Source organism: Paraburkholderia phenoliruptrix, assembly GCF_047325075.1.
Taxonomy (GTDB): Bacteria; Pseudomonadota; Gammaproteobacteria; order Burkholderiales; family Burkholderiaceae; genus Paraburkholderia; species Paraburkholderia phenoliruptrix.
Genome location: NZ_CP168530.1, coordinates 1,379,135 through 1,393,400, shown reverse-complemented (window position 1 = coordinate 1,393,400; position 14,266 = coordinate 1,379,135). Strand labels below are relative to the sequence as shown.

The following is a 14,266-nucleotide window of genomic DNA, read 5'->3' as shown; positions in this document are numbered from 1 at the left end:
ATCTCCAAACGTTGTTTTCTATCTTGTCTTTTGCTCAGGATGACGTATCAATCCACCGCACGCGGTCGCCGGATCAGCAGCAGCGCCGCCGCGGCCGCGATCAGCGTCACGGGAATGCTCGCGCCGATTACCGTCGACGAACTGCGCCCCATGGCGAGCAGTTGACCCGCCGCCAGCGGCCCCACTACCGAGCCCACGCGGCCGACCGCCACCGCGGCCCCGACGCCGGTGCCGCGCATCGCCGTCGGATAAAACGCGGCGGACAGCGCATACAGCACCGATTGCCCGCCGATCACGAACATCCCCGCACAGAACGCCGACACTGTCAGTGCCGCAAAGCCCGGCGCAATCGACAGGGCCGCAAGCGACGCGATGATGCCGACGTACATGCCGGCCACCACCACGCCGCCGCGCAGTCGGTCCATCAACATGCCGATAAAGAGCGCCCCGAGCCCGCCGCCGATGTTGAAAAAGATCTGCACGTAGCCCACTTCCGCGCGCGCGAGTCCGCGCGCCGCCATCAGCGAGGGCAGCCAGTTGAGCAGGAAATACAGCACGATCAGCGTGCAAAAGTAGCTGATCCAGATTTGCAGCGTCGACAGTCCGCGGTTCGCGCCGAACAGCACCTCGCCGATCGGCGCGGGCGCCGCGTTCATGCCGTGCGACGCGCGCTGGAATGCAGTCGACTCCGGCAGGAACGCGAGCAGCAGCGGCACGAGGATGAGGGGTCCGGCGCCACCCACATAGAAGATGTGACGCCATTCCGTGTCGCCCATACTGAGAATGCCGACGATCGACGCGATCACGCCGCCAAACGGAATGCCGCAATACATCACGCTGACTGCTGTATTGCGCGACTTCTGTTGCACCGCTTCGGACGACAAAGCAATCAGGTTCGGCAGCGCACCGCCAAGACCGACACCCGTCAACACGCGCACGAACACCAGCATGCCGAAGCTGCTGACGAGCGCAGTCGCGATGGAAAGCAGGCCGAACAGGCACGCGCTGAGAATCAGAATGCGTTTGCGGCCGATACGGTCCGCAAGCCGCCCGCCAAGCATCGCGCCCGGTAGTAATCCGAAGGTGCCTGCGCTGAACGCGAGCCCCATTTGCGCGACGCTCAGGCCGAATTCGCGGGCCATGCGCGGTGCCGCGACACCTACCGACTGAAGGTCGAGCCCTTCGAGAAGCGCGACCGCGAAACACAGGCTCAATGTTGCGACGGCGCCGCCGCGCGCGGCTCGCTGTGTCATGCCGTCTGCCGGCAAGACTGTTCTGGTGGACTTCATGTCTGTCTCCTTTCAACGGAGGGCAGCGCGTGAGCGGCTGACTCCGGTCCCTTGCAAGTTGATTGCTGCTTGTTGTGTCGATGCCGCCACCGCCTCGCATACCGCATATATCAGGTCGCCTGATATAAAGAGCGAATAAAAGCGCGTTGACAAGAACGCGCCTCAAGCTCACTGCGATCGAGCATATTAAATATCAGGCACCCTGACAAAACAAGATAAGCTTGTTTGGTGAATACCCCAGGTGTTACACGCAATCGGACCAATCAGACGCAGCCGGACGCAATCGGCCGCAATTTACGCGGCGCAAGGGTTTTCCCCGATCAACTAGCGATTGTGCGCCGGGCCGCTTGCGACTAGACTTTTATCAGGCTACCTGATACGACAGGCGCGCTTGATGCAACGCGCAAACGCACTCAGGTACTCGCACATCACGACATTTAATACGCGCAGAACGCGCTGGAGCACGAACATGGCAAGTTATGAGGATCGCTGGAAAACGGTCGACGTGAAGGTTCAGGAAGGCATCGCTTGGGTGACGTTCAATCGTCCGGAAAAGCGCAATGCAATGAGCCCCACGCTGAACAGCGAAATGGTACAGGTGCTGGAGACGCTTGAACTGGACGCCGATGCCAAGGTGCTCGTGCTGACGGGCGCGGGGGATGCCTGGACCGCCGGCATGGACCTGAAGGAGTATTTCCGCGAGGTGGATGCGGGCCCCGAAATCCTGCAGGAAAAAATTCGCCGCGACGCATGCCAATGGCAATGGAAGCTGCTGCGCATGTATTCGAAGCCGACCATCGCCATGGTGAACGGCTGGTGTTTCGGCGGCGGCTTTTCGCCGCTCGTCGCATGCGACCTCGCGATTGCAGCCGACGAGGCCGTATTCGGTCTCTCCGAAATCAACTGGGGCATTCCGCCGGGCAATCTGGTCAGCAAGGCGATGGCGGATACGGTCGGGCATCGGCAGGCGCTCTACTACATCATGACGGGCGATACGTTCGACGGCCAGCAAGCCGCGGCGATGGGCCTCGTCAACAAGAGCGTGCCGCGCGAGCAACTGCGCGCGGAAACCGTCGCGTTGGCTGCCAAGCTGCTTGAAAAGAACCCCGTGGTGCTGCGCGCCGCCAAGCACGGCTTCAAACGCTCGCGCGAACTGACGTGGGAGCAGAACGAAGACTATCTCTACGCGAAGCTCGATCAGGCGCAACTGCGCGATCCGGAGAAAGGCCGCGAGGAAGGACTGCGGCAATTCCTCGACCAGAAGTCGATCAAGCCGGGGCTTCAGGCGTACAGGCGCAGTGAATGACGCGCGGATGAAAAACGTGTGCATGCAAAGGAGACAGCCATCGTGAACGAAGTGACTATGTTGATCGGGGGCAAGAACTGTCCCGCGTCGAGCGGCGCGACCTTCGAGCGGACCAACCCGGTCACCGGCGGGGTGGCTTCGCGTGCGCCGGCCGCCACGCTCGCCGACGCGGATGCGGCCGTTGAAGCCGCCGCCGCCGCGTTTCCCGCGTGGTCCGCATTGCGGCCGACGGAGCGCCGCGCGCGTCTGCTGAAGGCGGCCGACCTCATGGAGGCGCGAGCCGGCGCATTCATCGAATGCGGTATGGCGGAAACCGGCGCCATGGCGAACTGGTACGGCTTCAACGTGCATCTCGCGGCCAACATGCTGCGCGAAGCCGCTGCCATGACCACGCAGATCGACGGCAGCGTGATTCCCACCGACACGCCGGACAATCTCGCGCTGGCCGTCCGCCAGCCGTGCGGTGTCGTGCTCGGCATCGCGCCGTGGAATGCGCCGGTGATTCTCGGCACGCGCGCGCTCGCCATGCCGCTCGCGTGCGGCAACACAGTCGTGCTCAAGGCGTCGGAAGCCTGCCCGGCCGTGCATAGAATGATCGGCAGCGTGCTGCATGACGCGGGACTCGGCGACGGCGTTGTCAACGTCGTGACGAATGCGCCCGCCGATGCACCCGCCATCGTCGAACGCCTGATCGCGCATCCGGCCGTGCGGCGCGTCAACTTCACGGGCTCGACGCACGTGGGCCGCATCATCGCGATGCATGCGGCGAAGCATCTGAAACCCGCGTTGCTCGAACTGGGCGGCAAGGCGCCCGTGCTCGTGCTCGACGACGCGGACCTGGACGCGGCGGTGGAGGCCATCGCGTTCGGCGCTTTCTTCAACCAGGGGCAAATCTGCATGTCGACGGAGCGCGTCATCGCGCATCGCAGTGTGGCGGACGCGCTCGTCGGCAAGCTGGATGAGAAGGCACGGCAACTCGTTGCGGACGCACCCAATGCCCGCGGCGCCGTGCTCGGCGCCATGGTCAGCGAAGCGGCCGCGAGTCGCGCCACTGCGCTCGTGGAAGATGCGCGCGGACACGGCGCGACGATACTCGGCGGCGGCGCGCTCTCGGGCGCGATCATGCAGCCCACCATCGTCGATCATGTGAGCCCGGCGATGAGGCTGTATAGAGAGGAATCCTTCGCACCGCTCGTGACCGTGCTGCGCGTGGACAGCGACGACGAAGCCGTGCAAGTGGCGAACGACAGCGAGTTCGGTTTGTCGGCGGCCGTGTTCAGCCGCGATATTGCGCGCGCCATGAACGTCGCCAAACGCGTGGAGTCGGGCATTTGCCACATCAACGGACCAACCGTGCACGACGAAGCGCAAATGCCGTTCGGCGGCGTGAAAGGCAGCGGCTACGGCCGTTTCGGCAGCAAGGCGTCGATTGCCGAGTTTACCGACCTGCGCTGGATTACGATTCAGACGGGCCCGCGCCATTATCCGATCTGAAAACGAGAGGCCGTGCCTCGGCATCATTCGAATCCGCATTCTTCGCAGCAGACGGAGATGCAAGGAGACAATCAGTGAATTCGCAGCCGACGCAATCCCGTGTCGACAAGGAAACGCCCGTACGGTATCGCGACGTACGGATCGGCTCGGCGCCCGCGCGCGTTCGCCGTGACGCGGACGTCTGGTACATGGAGTCAGCCGCCACGCCCGGCGCGTACCCGAAGCGCCTGACCGACCGGCTCGCGAGCGGCGCGCTCGCGCATCCGGACCGTTGGCTCGTCGCGCGCCGCGGCGCCGACGGCCAATGGCGCGGCATCAGCTACGCGCACATGCTCGAGCACGCGCGCGCAATCGGCCAGGCACTGCTGGATCGCAAGCTGTCGGCTGAGAGACCCGTCGCGATTCTTTCCGGCAACGATCTCGAGCACATGATGGTCGCACTCGGCGCGATGTGGGCAGGTGTGCCGGTCGCGCCCATTTCGCCGGCCTATTCGCTCGTTTCCAGCGACTACGGCAAACTGCGGCACGCGCTCGATCTCCTGACACCCGGTCTCGTCTTCGCGACGGACGCCGCCACGTTCGCCGCCGCCATCGACGCAACCGTTGCCGCCGATGTCGAAGTCGTGGCCGCCACCGGTTCGTGTAGCCGGGGAGTGACCCGCCTGTCCACGCTGCTCGAGACGACACCCAGCACGGTCGACGCGGCGCACGACGCCATCGCCGCGGACAGCATCGCCAAATTCCTCTTCACGTCCGGCTCCACGATGTTGCCGAAGGCCGTGCCGACGACACATCGCATGCTGTGCAGCAATCAGCAGATGCTGCTCGAAACGTTTCCGCAATTCGCCGACGAGCCGCCTGTTCTGGTTGACTGGCTGCCGTGGAATCACACGTTCGGCGGCAGTCACAACGCGGGTATCGCGCTCTACAACGGCGGCACGCTTTACATTGACGACGGCAAGCCCGTCGGCAAGAAGTTCGACGAGACGCTGCGCAACCTTCGCGAGATCGCGCCCACTATTTACTTCAACGTGCCGAAAGGCTGGGAAGAACTGACGAGTGCGTTGGAAACCGACGCCCGGCTGCGCGAGACGTTTTTCTCGCGCGTGAAGGTGTATTTCTTCGCGGGCGCGGGTCTCTCGCAGGCAGCGTGGGACCGTTTGCAGCAGGTGACGGAGCGTCACTGCGGCGAGCGTATCCGCATCATGGCCGGCCTCGGCATGACGGAAACCTCGCCGTCCTGTCTCTTCACGACGCTGCCCGCCATGTGCGCCGGCTATGTCGGCGTGCCCGCGCCGGGCTGCGAAGTGAAGCTCGTGCCCGTTGGCGGAAAGCTGGAAGCGCGTTTTCGTGGACCGCATGTGATGCGCGGCTACTGGCGCATGGACGCGGCCTCCACGGCAAAGTCGTTCGACGAGGAAGGCTATTACTGCAGCGGCGACGCGCTGAAATTCGTGGACCCGCAGCAGCCCGAACTCGGCCTGATGTTCGACGGCCGCATTGCCGAAGACTTCAAATTGAGTTCAGGCACCTTCGTGAGCGTGGGGCCGATGCGGGCGCGGGTCATTTCAGCCGGGGCACCGTATGTGCAGGACGTGGTCGTCACCGGACTCAATCGCGACGATGTCGGCGTGCTGGTGTTCCCGAGACTCGACGACTGCCGCCGACTCGCGCGACTGCCCGAGTCGGCGAGTGCGGCCGAAGTGGTGAATGCGCCCGCTGTGCGACAGTTTTTCGCGGAACTGCTCGTGCGGCTCAATCGCGAATCGACGGGCGGGGCAACCACGATCGCGCGGCTGCGTCTGCTCGACGTCGCGCCGTCGCTCGATCTCGGCGAGATCACCGACAAGGGCTCGATCAACCAGCGCGCCGTGCTTACCCATCGCGCCCAACTCGTCGAGGCGTTGCACGACCCCGTTCGGCGGGACCCGAACGCGATCTACGCGCCGCACGCCTCTACTTGAGCCGCGATCACGCGACAGGCGACACAGAGCCGCGTACCGCGTGACGCTGCCCGCTTACTTGCGTGCGGGCACCGGAGCGAGCACCTCGTGCTTGCCGGCGGCGCGCTGCGCCGCCTTGTGGACCATCGTGTACGCGTAGTCGACGCCCATGCCGTACGCGCCCGAATGCTCCTTGACGATCGCCATGACGGCGTCGTACGTCTCCTTGTGCGCCCAGTCGCGTTGCCATTCGAGCAGCACCTGTTGCCACGTGACCGGCACCACGCCGGCCTGGATCATGCGCTGCATCGAATATTCGTGCGCTTCCTTCGAGGTGCCGCCCGATGCGTCCGCCACCATGTAGATCTCGTAGTCGCCCTCGTCCATCGCGCACAGCGAGAACGTGTTGTTGCAGACTTCCGTCCACAGGCCTGCCACGACCACTTTCTTGCGGCCATTCGCGGCGAGCGAATCGCGCACTTTCTGGTCGTCCCACGAATTCATCGACGTGCGTTCGAGCACCTTGTGATCCGGGAACACATCCAGCAACTCGGGGTACGTGTAGCCCGAGAAGCTTTCCGATTCGACGGTCGTGATGGTGGTCGGAATGTTGAACACGCGTGCTGCCTTCGCGAGGCCCACCACGTTGTTCTTCAGCACCTGACGGTCGATCGACTGCACGCCGAACGCCATCTGCGGCTGGTGGTCGATGAAAATGATCTGCGAGTTGGCAGGCGTCAGGACTTGGAGTTTCGGATTAGCCATGGCTTTGTGCATCCTAAAGGTCGGTAAAGGGTTTGCTGAACATCGGAAGACGTGCCGCACCCGCTTCTGATGCGAGGAAAACTGGCATGCAGTCTATCGGCGGCCCCGAACGGAGTCCTTGTCCCCGTCCTTAATCGTTCTTAAAAATAACAAAGCGAAAGGTTGACGGCTGATCCGCCTTTTCGTCTGACGATTGAGGCGCGCGGCGTAAAGCGTGCAAAAAGCATGAAACACGCGTTCTTGACGCGCTCAGCAAAAAAACAGGAACTTCCGCGAAACGCATCGTGTCCACGGTCGTCGCGGCCGCGAACCGCGCGGCCGCGACTATCGAGGAGGATGTGTCCCATGAAAGAAGGACGTGTTGCCGCGCTCGATCTCGGTCGGGCGCTCGCGATCGTCGGTGTCGTCGCAGTGCACCTGTCGTTTCAATTCCCTCATCTGCCGCACGGCGTCGCCCTGCTCGCGCGAATGGGCCAGTACGGCGTGCAATTGTTCTTCGTGATCAGCGCGATCACGATCTTCATGACGCTCGAAGCGGAGCATGGGCGTTGCACCGGGGCACGGCATGTGACATTGCGCTTCTATATCAAACGGTTCTTTCGCATTGCGCCGCTGTATTACGCGGCAATCGCCGTCTACGGATTCATCAGCTATGGTGCCGCGCAGTCCGGCTACGAGCGCGCGTGGGTGCTCGGCGCACACGGCGCGACAGACATTCTGCTCAACATGGTCTTTTTGCATGCGCTTTCGCCCACGGCGATCAACAACGTCGTGCCGGGAGGCTGGTCGATCGGCGTCGAAATGCTGTTTTATCTGATCGCGCCCCTGCTCTTCTTCGTCGCCGCGAACCGTGTGCGGCTCATGATCGCCACGGCGTTGCTGCTCGCGTTGTCGGTGGTTGTGCTGGTCACGCAGGACTGTCACGACGGCTTCGTTTGCCACGTCGGCAACAACTCCTTCAGCTATTTCTGGCCGCCGGTGCAAGGGCCGTGCTTTGTCGTGGGGATGTGGGCCTGGTACGCATTTCGGCGACATCTCACGGGTGCTGCGAGCGTCACGCGACGTGCTGCCTGCGCGACGTTTCTGCTCGCCGCGGGTTTCTCGCTCGCCACGGCGATGCTCGGTGTATGGCTCGCCAAGGCGCATGAACTGGCGCCGGTTTTCGCCGCCTGCAGCGCGGTCGCGTTTTTGCTGTTCGTGTGTTCCCGCCGCCGCGAATGCCACGACGAAGCCCTCTCTGCTCGCAGCGGCAAGCCGCTCGGCAGGTTGATGCGCCGCTGCACCGGTGCGCTCGGCCGCGAGAGTTACGGCATCTATCTGTGGCACTTCGTCTGCGTCTATGCAAGCCTGCACTTCTTCCAGGGCACATTTGGGCGAAGCGATCGCGAAACGTCTCTCGTGCTCTTCATTGTGACGGTGCTGGCGGTGCTCGCCGCGTCGTATGCGTTTTCGCGCCTGTCCGAGCGGGTCATTCAGGCCCGCGCGACACGCCTGTCGCGCAGTCTGCTTGCTCGCGTCGACCAGCGCTTTCAGCAAACCGCAGCCCGCGACTGAACATGTTCGGGCACGCCGGTTGCTGGCTATGCCTGCTGGGTCGGCGGCAGGTTCATGCCTGAACTGCCGACGGTGTGCGCTGCAGGCCCTTCGCGGTTCCTCACCCGGGCGCCGCCGCAGTTTGCAACGCGTGTTCCGCACTACAACCGGCGCGTCATTTCTTCGCGAAGGAACGTCTCGCCAGGGCAGTCAACGATGCTCACTAGCACGAAGCCGTCTCACGAGGACGCGCACGACTCAGGCCATTTCGTCCAGTTCTACGAATCCGACACGGGTTTGATGGAAGACGTGGGCGGCTTTCTGCTGCGAGCACTCAATGCGGGCGGCAGCGCAATTGCGATCGCCACGGCCGATCATCTGGCGTCGCTCACGTCGTGGCTCAACGCGAAACAGCCCGCGCGCACCGCAGACGAGGCGGGCAGAGTAGTGATCCTGCTGGATGCACACGCCACGCTCGAGCGCTTCATGGTCGACGGCTGGCCGGACGAGACACGCTTTATCTCAACAGTCGGCGCGGTCGTCGCGAAGGCGGCGCAGCGCGGCGAGCCGCTCCATGCGTTTGGGGAGATGGTTGCGCTGCTCTGTGAACAAGGTCAGGGCGAGGCCGCGTTGCGTCTCGAAGAACTCTGGAACCGCCTCGCGGAGCGTCACCGGTTCTCCCTTTTCTGCGGCTATCCCGACAAACTGTTTCCTGGCGCCGAGCACACCCCGCTCTTTCGCCACATTTGCCACGCGCATCATCACGTGCTGCCGGGCAGCGCGTTGCGCGATGCCGGCAGCAAGGAACTGCATCTGCGGCTCGCGCTGGCCGAGCAGCGTGCAAGATCGCTCGAAGATGAAATGAACCGCCGCAAGGCCGCCGAACATCAACGCGACACCGACCGTGAAGTACTCCTTTCTGAATTGCGCGAGGCCAATGGCGCAAAAGATGCGTTTCTGGCGATGCTCGGACATGAGCTGCGCAATCCGCTCGCGCCCATTGTCAGTGCGCTCGAACTGATGCAGCGGCGCGGCACCGATTCGACCGCGCGCGAGCGGTCCGTTATCCAGCGTCATGTCGATCATCTGGCGCGCCTCGTCGACGATCTGCTCGACGTGTCGCGTATGATCCGCGGCAATGTCGAACTGTATCGGCAACGGGTCGACGTGCACGAAGTCGTCATGAAGGCCGTGGAGATGACGCGCGTGCTCGTGCAACGCCGCGCTCATCGATTGAATATCGAGGTGGATGGGGCGCTGGAGTGTTTCGCCGACCCGGCGCGGCTCGCGCAGGCCATTGCCAATCTGCTCATCAACGCGGCCAGATACACCGAACCGGGCGGCGCGATAACAGTGAGCGCTGCAGACACCGGCGCAGGCACGCTTCGCATAGGTGTACGCGACACCGGCATCGGCATTGCGCCGGACACATTGCCTCGCATTTTCGACACCTTCTACCAGGGCACGCAGACGATCGATCGCGCCCACGGCGGACTCGGCATCGGTCTCGCGCTCGCGAGAAACTTCGTGGAGCTGCATGGCGGACATATCGAAGCAGCGAGCGGCGGCCGAGGCTGCGGTAGTCAGTTTACGATCGTGCTGCCCTGCGCGCCCTCGCCCGCAATGGCCGGCAGCGCGCAGCCGGCCACGCGTATCGCCGTGCCTGCGCCACTAGCCATGCGTCGCCCGGAAAGAAGCGCCGGCGTGCAGGAACGACGTGTTCTGCTGGTCGACGACAACGTCGACGCGGCGGACGCACTCGCGGAACTACTGCGAAGCTACGGCCACTCGGTAATGACCGTTTACGATCCCGCTGCCGCGCTCGCCGAGGCGAGCGCCTTCATGCCCGCGGTTTCGGTGCTCGATATCGGCCTGCCCGTGATGGACGGCTATGAACTCGCGCGGCAATTGCGGGCACGCTCCGGCAACCGGCAATGCGTATTCGTCGCGCTAACGGGCTACGGTCAGCAGGGCGACCGCGACCGCAGCCGCGCGGCAGGCTTCGACCATCACTTCGTCAAACCAGTCAGGCCCGCTGAGCTGCTTGAAATCATCGACGGCGCTTCATTCGACGCTTCACATGAAAGCGGATAGATCCACGAACGGCGAAGTGAAATCGCTCGCGAATTAGGCGCTTTGCACTGTTCTCTTCAGCCACTTCCTTTCTATCCGAACGTCTCGCGATGCGCGGCGAATAGCCGGCGCAAAAAACCTCCCCCCAAAAAGGGCCGCCTTCATGGGATTGGGCCAAAATACCTTCGTTTAGCGACGCCGCCAATTGCGCAGCATTCCGTGAGTTAACCTCGCATCGTGATACATCGGGAAGCCTGGCCGGGCCCCGAATGTAGCGAACAACTTAGGGGATTCGAAAAATGACGACGACCAACTCAGTGCAATTTCCGGGTGAAGCCGGCACGCCTGTGCCGCTGCAAGAAGCACAATTGTCGGAAAGTACTGCTCCAGTGCGCCGACAATCGACTCTCCGAAAGGTCAAAGAGGCCGCCAAATCGCTGCTGCCGGCGCCCGTGTTCCTGGCACTGCTGCATCACAAGGAAATTGGCCGCTATCCCAACCTGTTTCGCCCCACCACGTTCAACGAGAAAATCCTGCAGAAAAACCTGCGGCCGGACCCGTGGTTCGCCGAGCTGACGGACAAAATCGCAGTAAGAGGCTATGTCGCGAGCAAGCTGGGCGAACAGCATGTGATTCCGCTCCTCGCCGCGCCGGACGTTTTCACGAAAGAAGTATTCGACGCGTTGCCGAACTCGTTCGTGATGAAGGCGAACCACGGCAGCACCTATGTGGAAGTGGTAAGGGACAAATCCGCGCGCTCGTTCGAACAACTACGAGAACTCGCCAATCACTGGCTCACACTGGACTTCTACAAGATCGCGCGCGAAAAGCATTACCGCCAGATCAAGCCGCGCATTTTCTTCGAGCAACTGCTGCTGGACCAGAGCGGCCAGATTCCGGCGGACTACAAACTGCATTGCTTTGGCGGACGAAGCGGAAGACCGCACATCTACATTCTCGTAATCTCCGACCGGTTCGGCTCAAACACGCGCGGCGACATCTACGACGCCGACTGGAACCATCTCGACATGGCCATTGGCGCTTATAAACCGAGCCCTGAGCCCGCGCCGCGCCCCGCCAATCTGGATGCCATTCTTTCCACCGCAAGAAAACTGTGCGCGGACTTCGACTATGTGCGCGTGGACCTGTACGCGCCGGATAACCAGATCTATTTCGGCGAGCTGACTTTTACGCCGGGCGCCGGAGTACTGCCTTTCACGCCGGACAGAATCGACTACGAGTGGGGAAAACTCGTGCCCGATGCATTCCTGTCGAACCGGCCTCCTTTACCGATACTGTCGGATAACCCAGCGTAACGCTTGCCGATTTTTTCCGGCAAGTTTGTCACCTCTTTCACTCGGCGCAGCAGGGTTTATTCCCTGCTTTACCGAAGCATGCGCGAGCGCAGAAAGCTGTGTTATCGACCGCACATATCGCATGACGGTTTGTTGGCGACGCAACCAACGGAACGGTAAATTGATTTGTGCTAGTTCGACAGAGGCCCATGCGACCGGATGCGCCGATGCGGGCGATTGTCGCCCCTGCGCAGCGGTCGTGGTTCACGACAGTGGTGAAGACAAATGCAAAACGTGACAATCGTCATCTGCAATTACAACTACGGCCGATTTCTGGCCGGGGCAATCGACTCGGCGCTTGCCCAGGACTATCCCGCAACCCAGGTGCTCGTAATCGACGACGGATCGACAGACGACTCCCGTGAAATCATAGAAAGTTACGGCTCCCGCATTAAGGCGCTTTACAAGCAGAATGGAGGTCAGGTCTCCGCCTATAACGACGCGGTCAATATGATCGACACGGAATTCGTCATGCTGCTCGATTCCGACGATCTGCTGTATGCGCATGCGGTTTCGAAAGTCATGCGCGTGTTTGAAACCGGCAGCTTCGTCAAGGTCCAATTCCGGCTCGACGTGATCGATCCTTCAGGCAAGCCTTCGGGCACGTACGTGCCGCATTCGGCGGCTCCATGCGACTGCGGCGGACCGTTGCGCCAGGGCTGGCTCTATCCGTCGCCGCCGGCTTCGGGCAACGCCTATCGGACCAGTGCGTTAAGGCGAATTTTTCCGGTGCCGGAAGCCGAGATCAATCGCTACGGTGCGGACTTCTATGCGATCTACGGCGTCGCGCTGCTCGGGACCGTTGCGACCATTCCCGAATCGCTCGGCGCGTATCGCGTACATCGCACCGAAAACTCGGGCATCGATTTCGCCAACTCGGAAAGCAACGACAAAGCGCCGAAGGCGTTGACGAAACGTTGGGCGATCCTGCGGCAAATGGCGCGCGCGCGTTTGGGAATCGAATTGCCCATGTCGTTCTATGACTTCTCGCTCGAGAAATCGTACTTCTGCTCCGCCATTTATCAGGCGCCGTTCACGAAGCGCTGGCGCTGGGTGAGCCGCCAGTCGCACAGCTACTTCCGCTCCATCGTTGCCAACCCGTTCTGGAGCTACAAGAAGAAGATCGGCACGCTCGCCCTCTCGAGTCTTTGCCTTCTGCCTTTTTCCGCGCTCTCCGATTTCGCCGTTCGCTATATTGCCAACCCGCTTGCCCGGCGTCGCCTGTAGAGGCGTTTCACTCGACTTCGGCGCAACCCATCTTGCCTGGACCACATGATGAACAAGTTCGTTGGCCTCGATGTGCTTCGTTTCGCACTCGCCGTTTATCTGATGGTCTTTCACTCGATACATCAGTATCCGCAGTACACGACGCTGCCGCTGGTCGAACTCGCCAATCTCGGCGGGTTCGCCACCAGTTCGTTCTTCATCCTGTCGGGCTTCATTCTTGCGCACGTCTACTTTGGACGCACGACGGAACTGCGAGGCGGCACACGTGAATTCTTCGTGAAGCGCCTGTCGAACCTGTACCCCGTGCATCTGATCGCGCTGGTACTGGTGCTTCTCGTCTCGGTGGTCGGCACGCGGGGGTTCCAGCAGTTCGCCGTGATGTCGCTCGACGATGCCGAGCATTTCGTCACGCTAGGCACCACAGAAACCGCCGTGAATTTCGTGCTGAATCTGTTTCTGCTGCAAGTGTGGTATCCGCTCTATGGGTCGGTGAATCCGCCGTCGTGGTCGCTTGCCACCCTGTTCTTTTTCTATCTGGCGTTTCCGTTCGTCGCGCCGCGGCTGCTCCGAGCCAGGAACAAGTACCGGCTCGTCGTAGTGCTGTGGGTGCTCTACCTCGTTCCGCCTGTCGCCGCGACGCTCATGCACTGGTATAGCCCCGCCGCGGTCGGCTTCATCACGCGCAATCCGGTGCTGCGGCTGCCCGAGTTTCTGGTCGGTATCGTCGTGTATGGACTCTTTCGCGAGGGGCAGTTGAACGCGATATACGAGAGCCGTGCGAAGATCTTTGCAGCATTGCTTGTTTTTGCGGCCTCGTTCGCGGTCGCCGCGTGGCTCGAGACGTATGGGTCGATGAGTACGCGTTACGTCGTTCACAACGGCGCGTTGATGCCCGGAGAAGTACTGCTCGTGATCGTCTTCGCCGGGCTGGGTGTGCCTTCACGCTTCGCGGCGCTGGCCACGCGCCTCGGCAATTCGGCGCTTTCGCTCTTCGCGATTCATGTCCCCGTCTTTCTGGTCATGATGAAGGTGTTGAAGCTGCTCTCCATTGGCAAGTCGCCGCTGTGGTGCGCTTCGCACTTCTCCGAGTGCGTCGCGGCTTCCAAGGAAGTCGTGCCGAGCATGGCAACATATCCGCTCTATCTGATCGGCACCGTGATCGCGGCGGTGTACTTTCAGGAGCGGCTGGTCGCGCCGTTAAGAGACTGGATTCGCGGCCGCTTTCTCACCACGAGGCCGCGCGCCGGGGCAGCCGGCGCGAGAAGTCTTTGACCTGTATGT

Annotated in this window: 10 protein-coding genes; 8 read left to right on the top strand and 2 right to left on the bottom strand. The window is 62.2% G+C overall.

The genetic code is table 11. The annotated features are described in order from the left end of the window. Positions 1-47 precede the first annotated feature (47 nt). Positions 48-1,253 (bottom strand): 3-(3-hydroxy-phenyl)propionate transporter MhpT, encoded by a 1,206-nt coding sequence (gene mhpT, locus ACEN8U_RS06200; protein WP_310108754.1) that lies wholly within the window; start codon positions 1,251-1,253, stop codon positions 48-50. Positions 1,254-1,758: 505 nt separating this feature from the next. Between mhpT and ACEN8U_RS06195 the strand changes: the two genes are divergently transcribed. The 3 genes from ACEN8U_RS06195 (at position 1,759) to ACEN8U_RS06185 (ending at position 6,053) form a co-directional block, all read left to right on the top strand. Then, positions 1,759-2,595, top strand: coding sequence for a p-hydroxycinnamoyl CoA hydratase/lyase (locus ACEN8U_RS06195; protein ID WP_310108134.1), 837 nt, complete (start codon positions 1,759-1,761; stop codon positions 2,593-2,595). 42 nt (positions 2,596-2,637) lie between these two features. Then, entirely contained in the window at positions 2,638-4,089 is a 1,452-nt protein-coding gene (locus ACEN8U_RS06190; RefSeq protein WP_310108136.1) for an aldehyde dehydrogenase, read from the top strand. A gap of 74 nt (positions 4,090-4,163) precedes the next feature. Next, on the top strand, positions 4,164-6,053 hold the full coding sequence (locus ACEN8U_RS06185; protein ID WP_310108137.1) for a feruloyl-CoA synthase: 1,890 nt from the start codon (positions 4,164-4,166) through the stop codon (positions 6,051-6,053). Positions 6,054-6,107: 54 nt separating this feature from the next. Here ACEN8U_RS06185 and ACEN8U_RS06180 read toward each other — a convergent pair whose 3' ends face one another. Further along, positions 6,108-6,797, bottom strand: a complete 690-nt coding sequence (locus ACEN8U_RS06180) for a hydrolase (protein WP_035476995.1) — start codon at positions 6,795-6,797, stop codon at positions 6,108-6,110. Positions 6,798-7,142: 345 nt separating this feature from the next. On the opposite strand from ACEN8U_RS06180, the gene ACEN8U_RS06175 reads away from it, so the two are divergent. From ACEN8U_RS06175 to ACEN8U_RS06155, 5 genes are all read left to right on the top strand, one after another. Further along, entirely contained in the window at positions 7,143-8,351 is a 1,209-nt protein-coding gene (locus ACEN8U_RS06175; protein ID WP_310108139.1) for an acyltransferase, read from the top strand. Between the two features lie 195 nt (positions 8,352-8,546). After that, positions 8,547-10,424: an ATP-binding protein gene (locus ACEN8U_RS06170; RefSeq protein WP_310108141.1), complete on the top strand. Its 1,878-nt coding sequence runs from the start codon at positions 8,547-8,549 to the stop codon at positions 10,422-10,424. Positions 10,425-10,702: 278 nt separating this feature from the next. Then, positions 10,703-11,719: an ATP-grasp fold amidoligase family protein gene (locus ACEN8U_RS06165; RefSeq protein WP_310108143.1), complete on the top strand. Its 1,017-nt coding sequence runs from the start codon at positions 10,703-10,705 to the stop codon at positions 11,717-11,719. Between the two features lie 264 nt (positions 11,720-11,983). After that, the gene (locus ACEN8U_RS06160) at positions 11,984-12,985 is read left to right on the top strand and encodes a glycosyltransferase family 2 protein (protein ID WP_014972007.1); all 1,002 of its coding nucleotides are present in this window, start codon (positions 11,984-11,986) and stop codon (positions 12,983-12,985) included. Between the two features lie 48 nt (positions 12,986-13,033). Beyond that, complete coding sequence (locus ACEN8U_RS06155; RefSeq protein WP_310108145.1) at positions 13,034-14,257, top strand: acyltransferase; 1,224 nt, start codon at positions 13,034-13,036, stop codon at positions 14,255-14,257. The last annotated feature ends 9 nt before the right edge of the window (positions 14,258-14,266 follow it).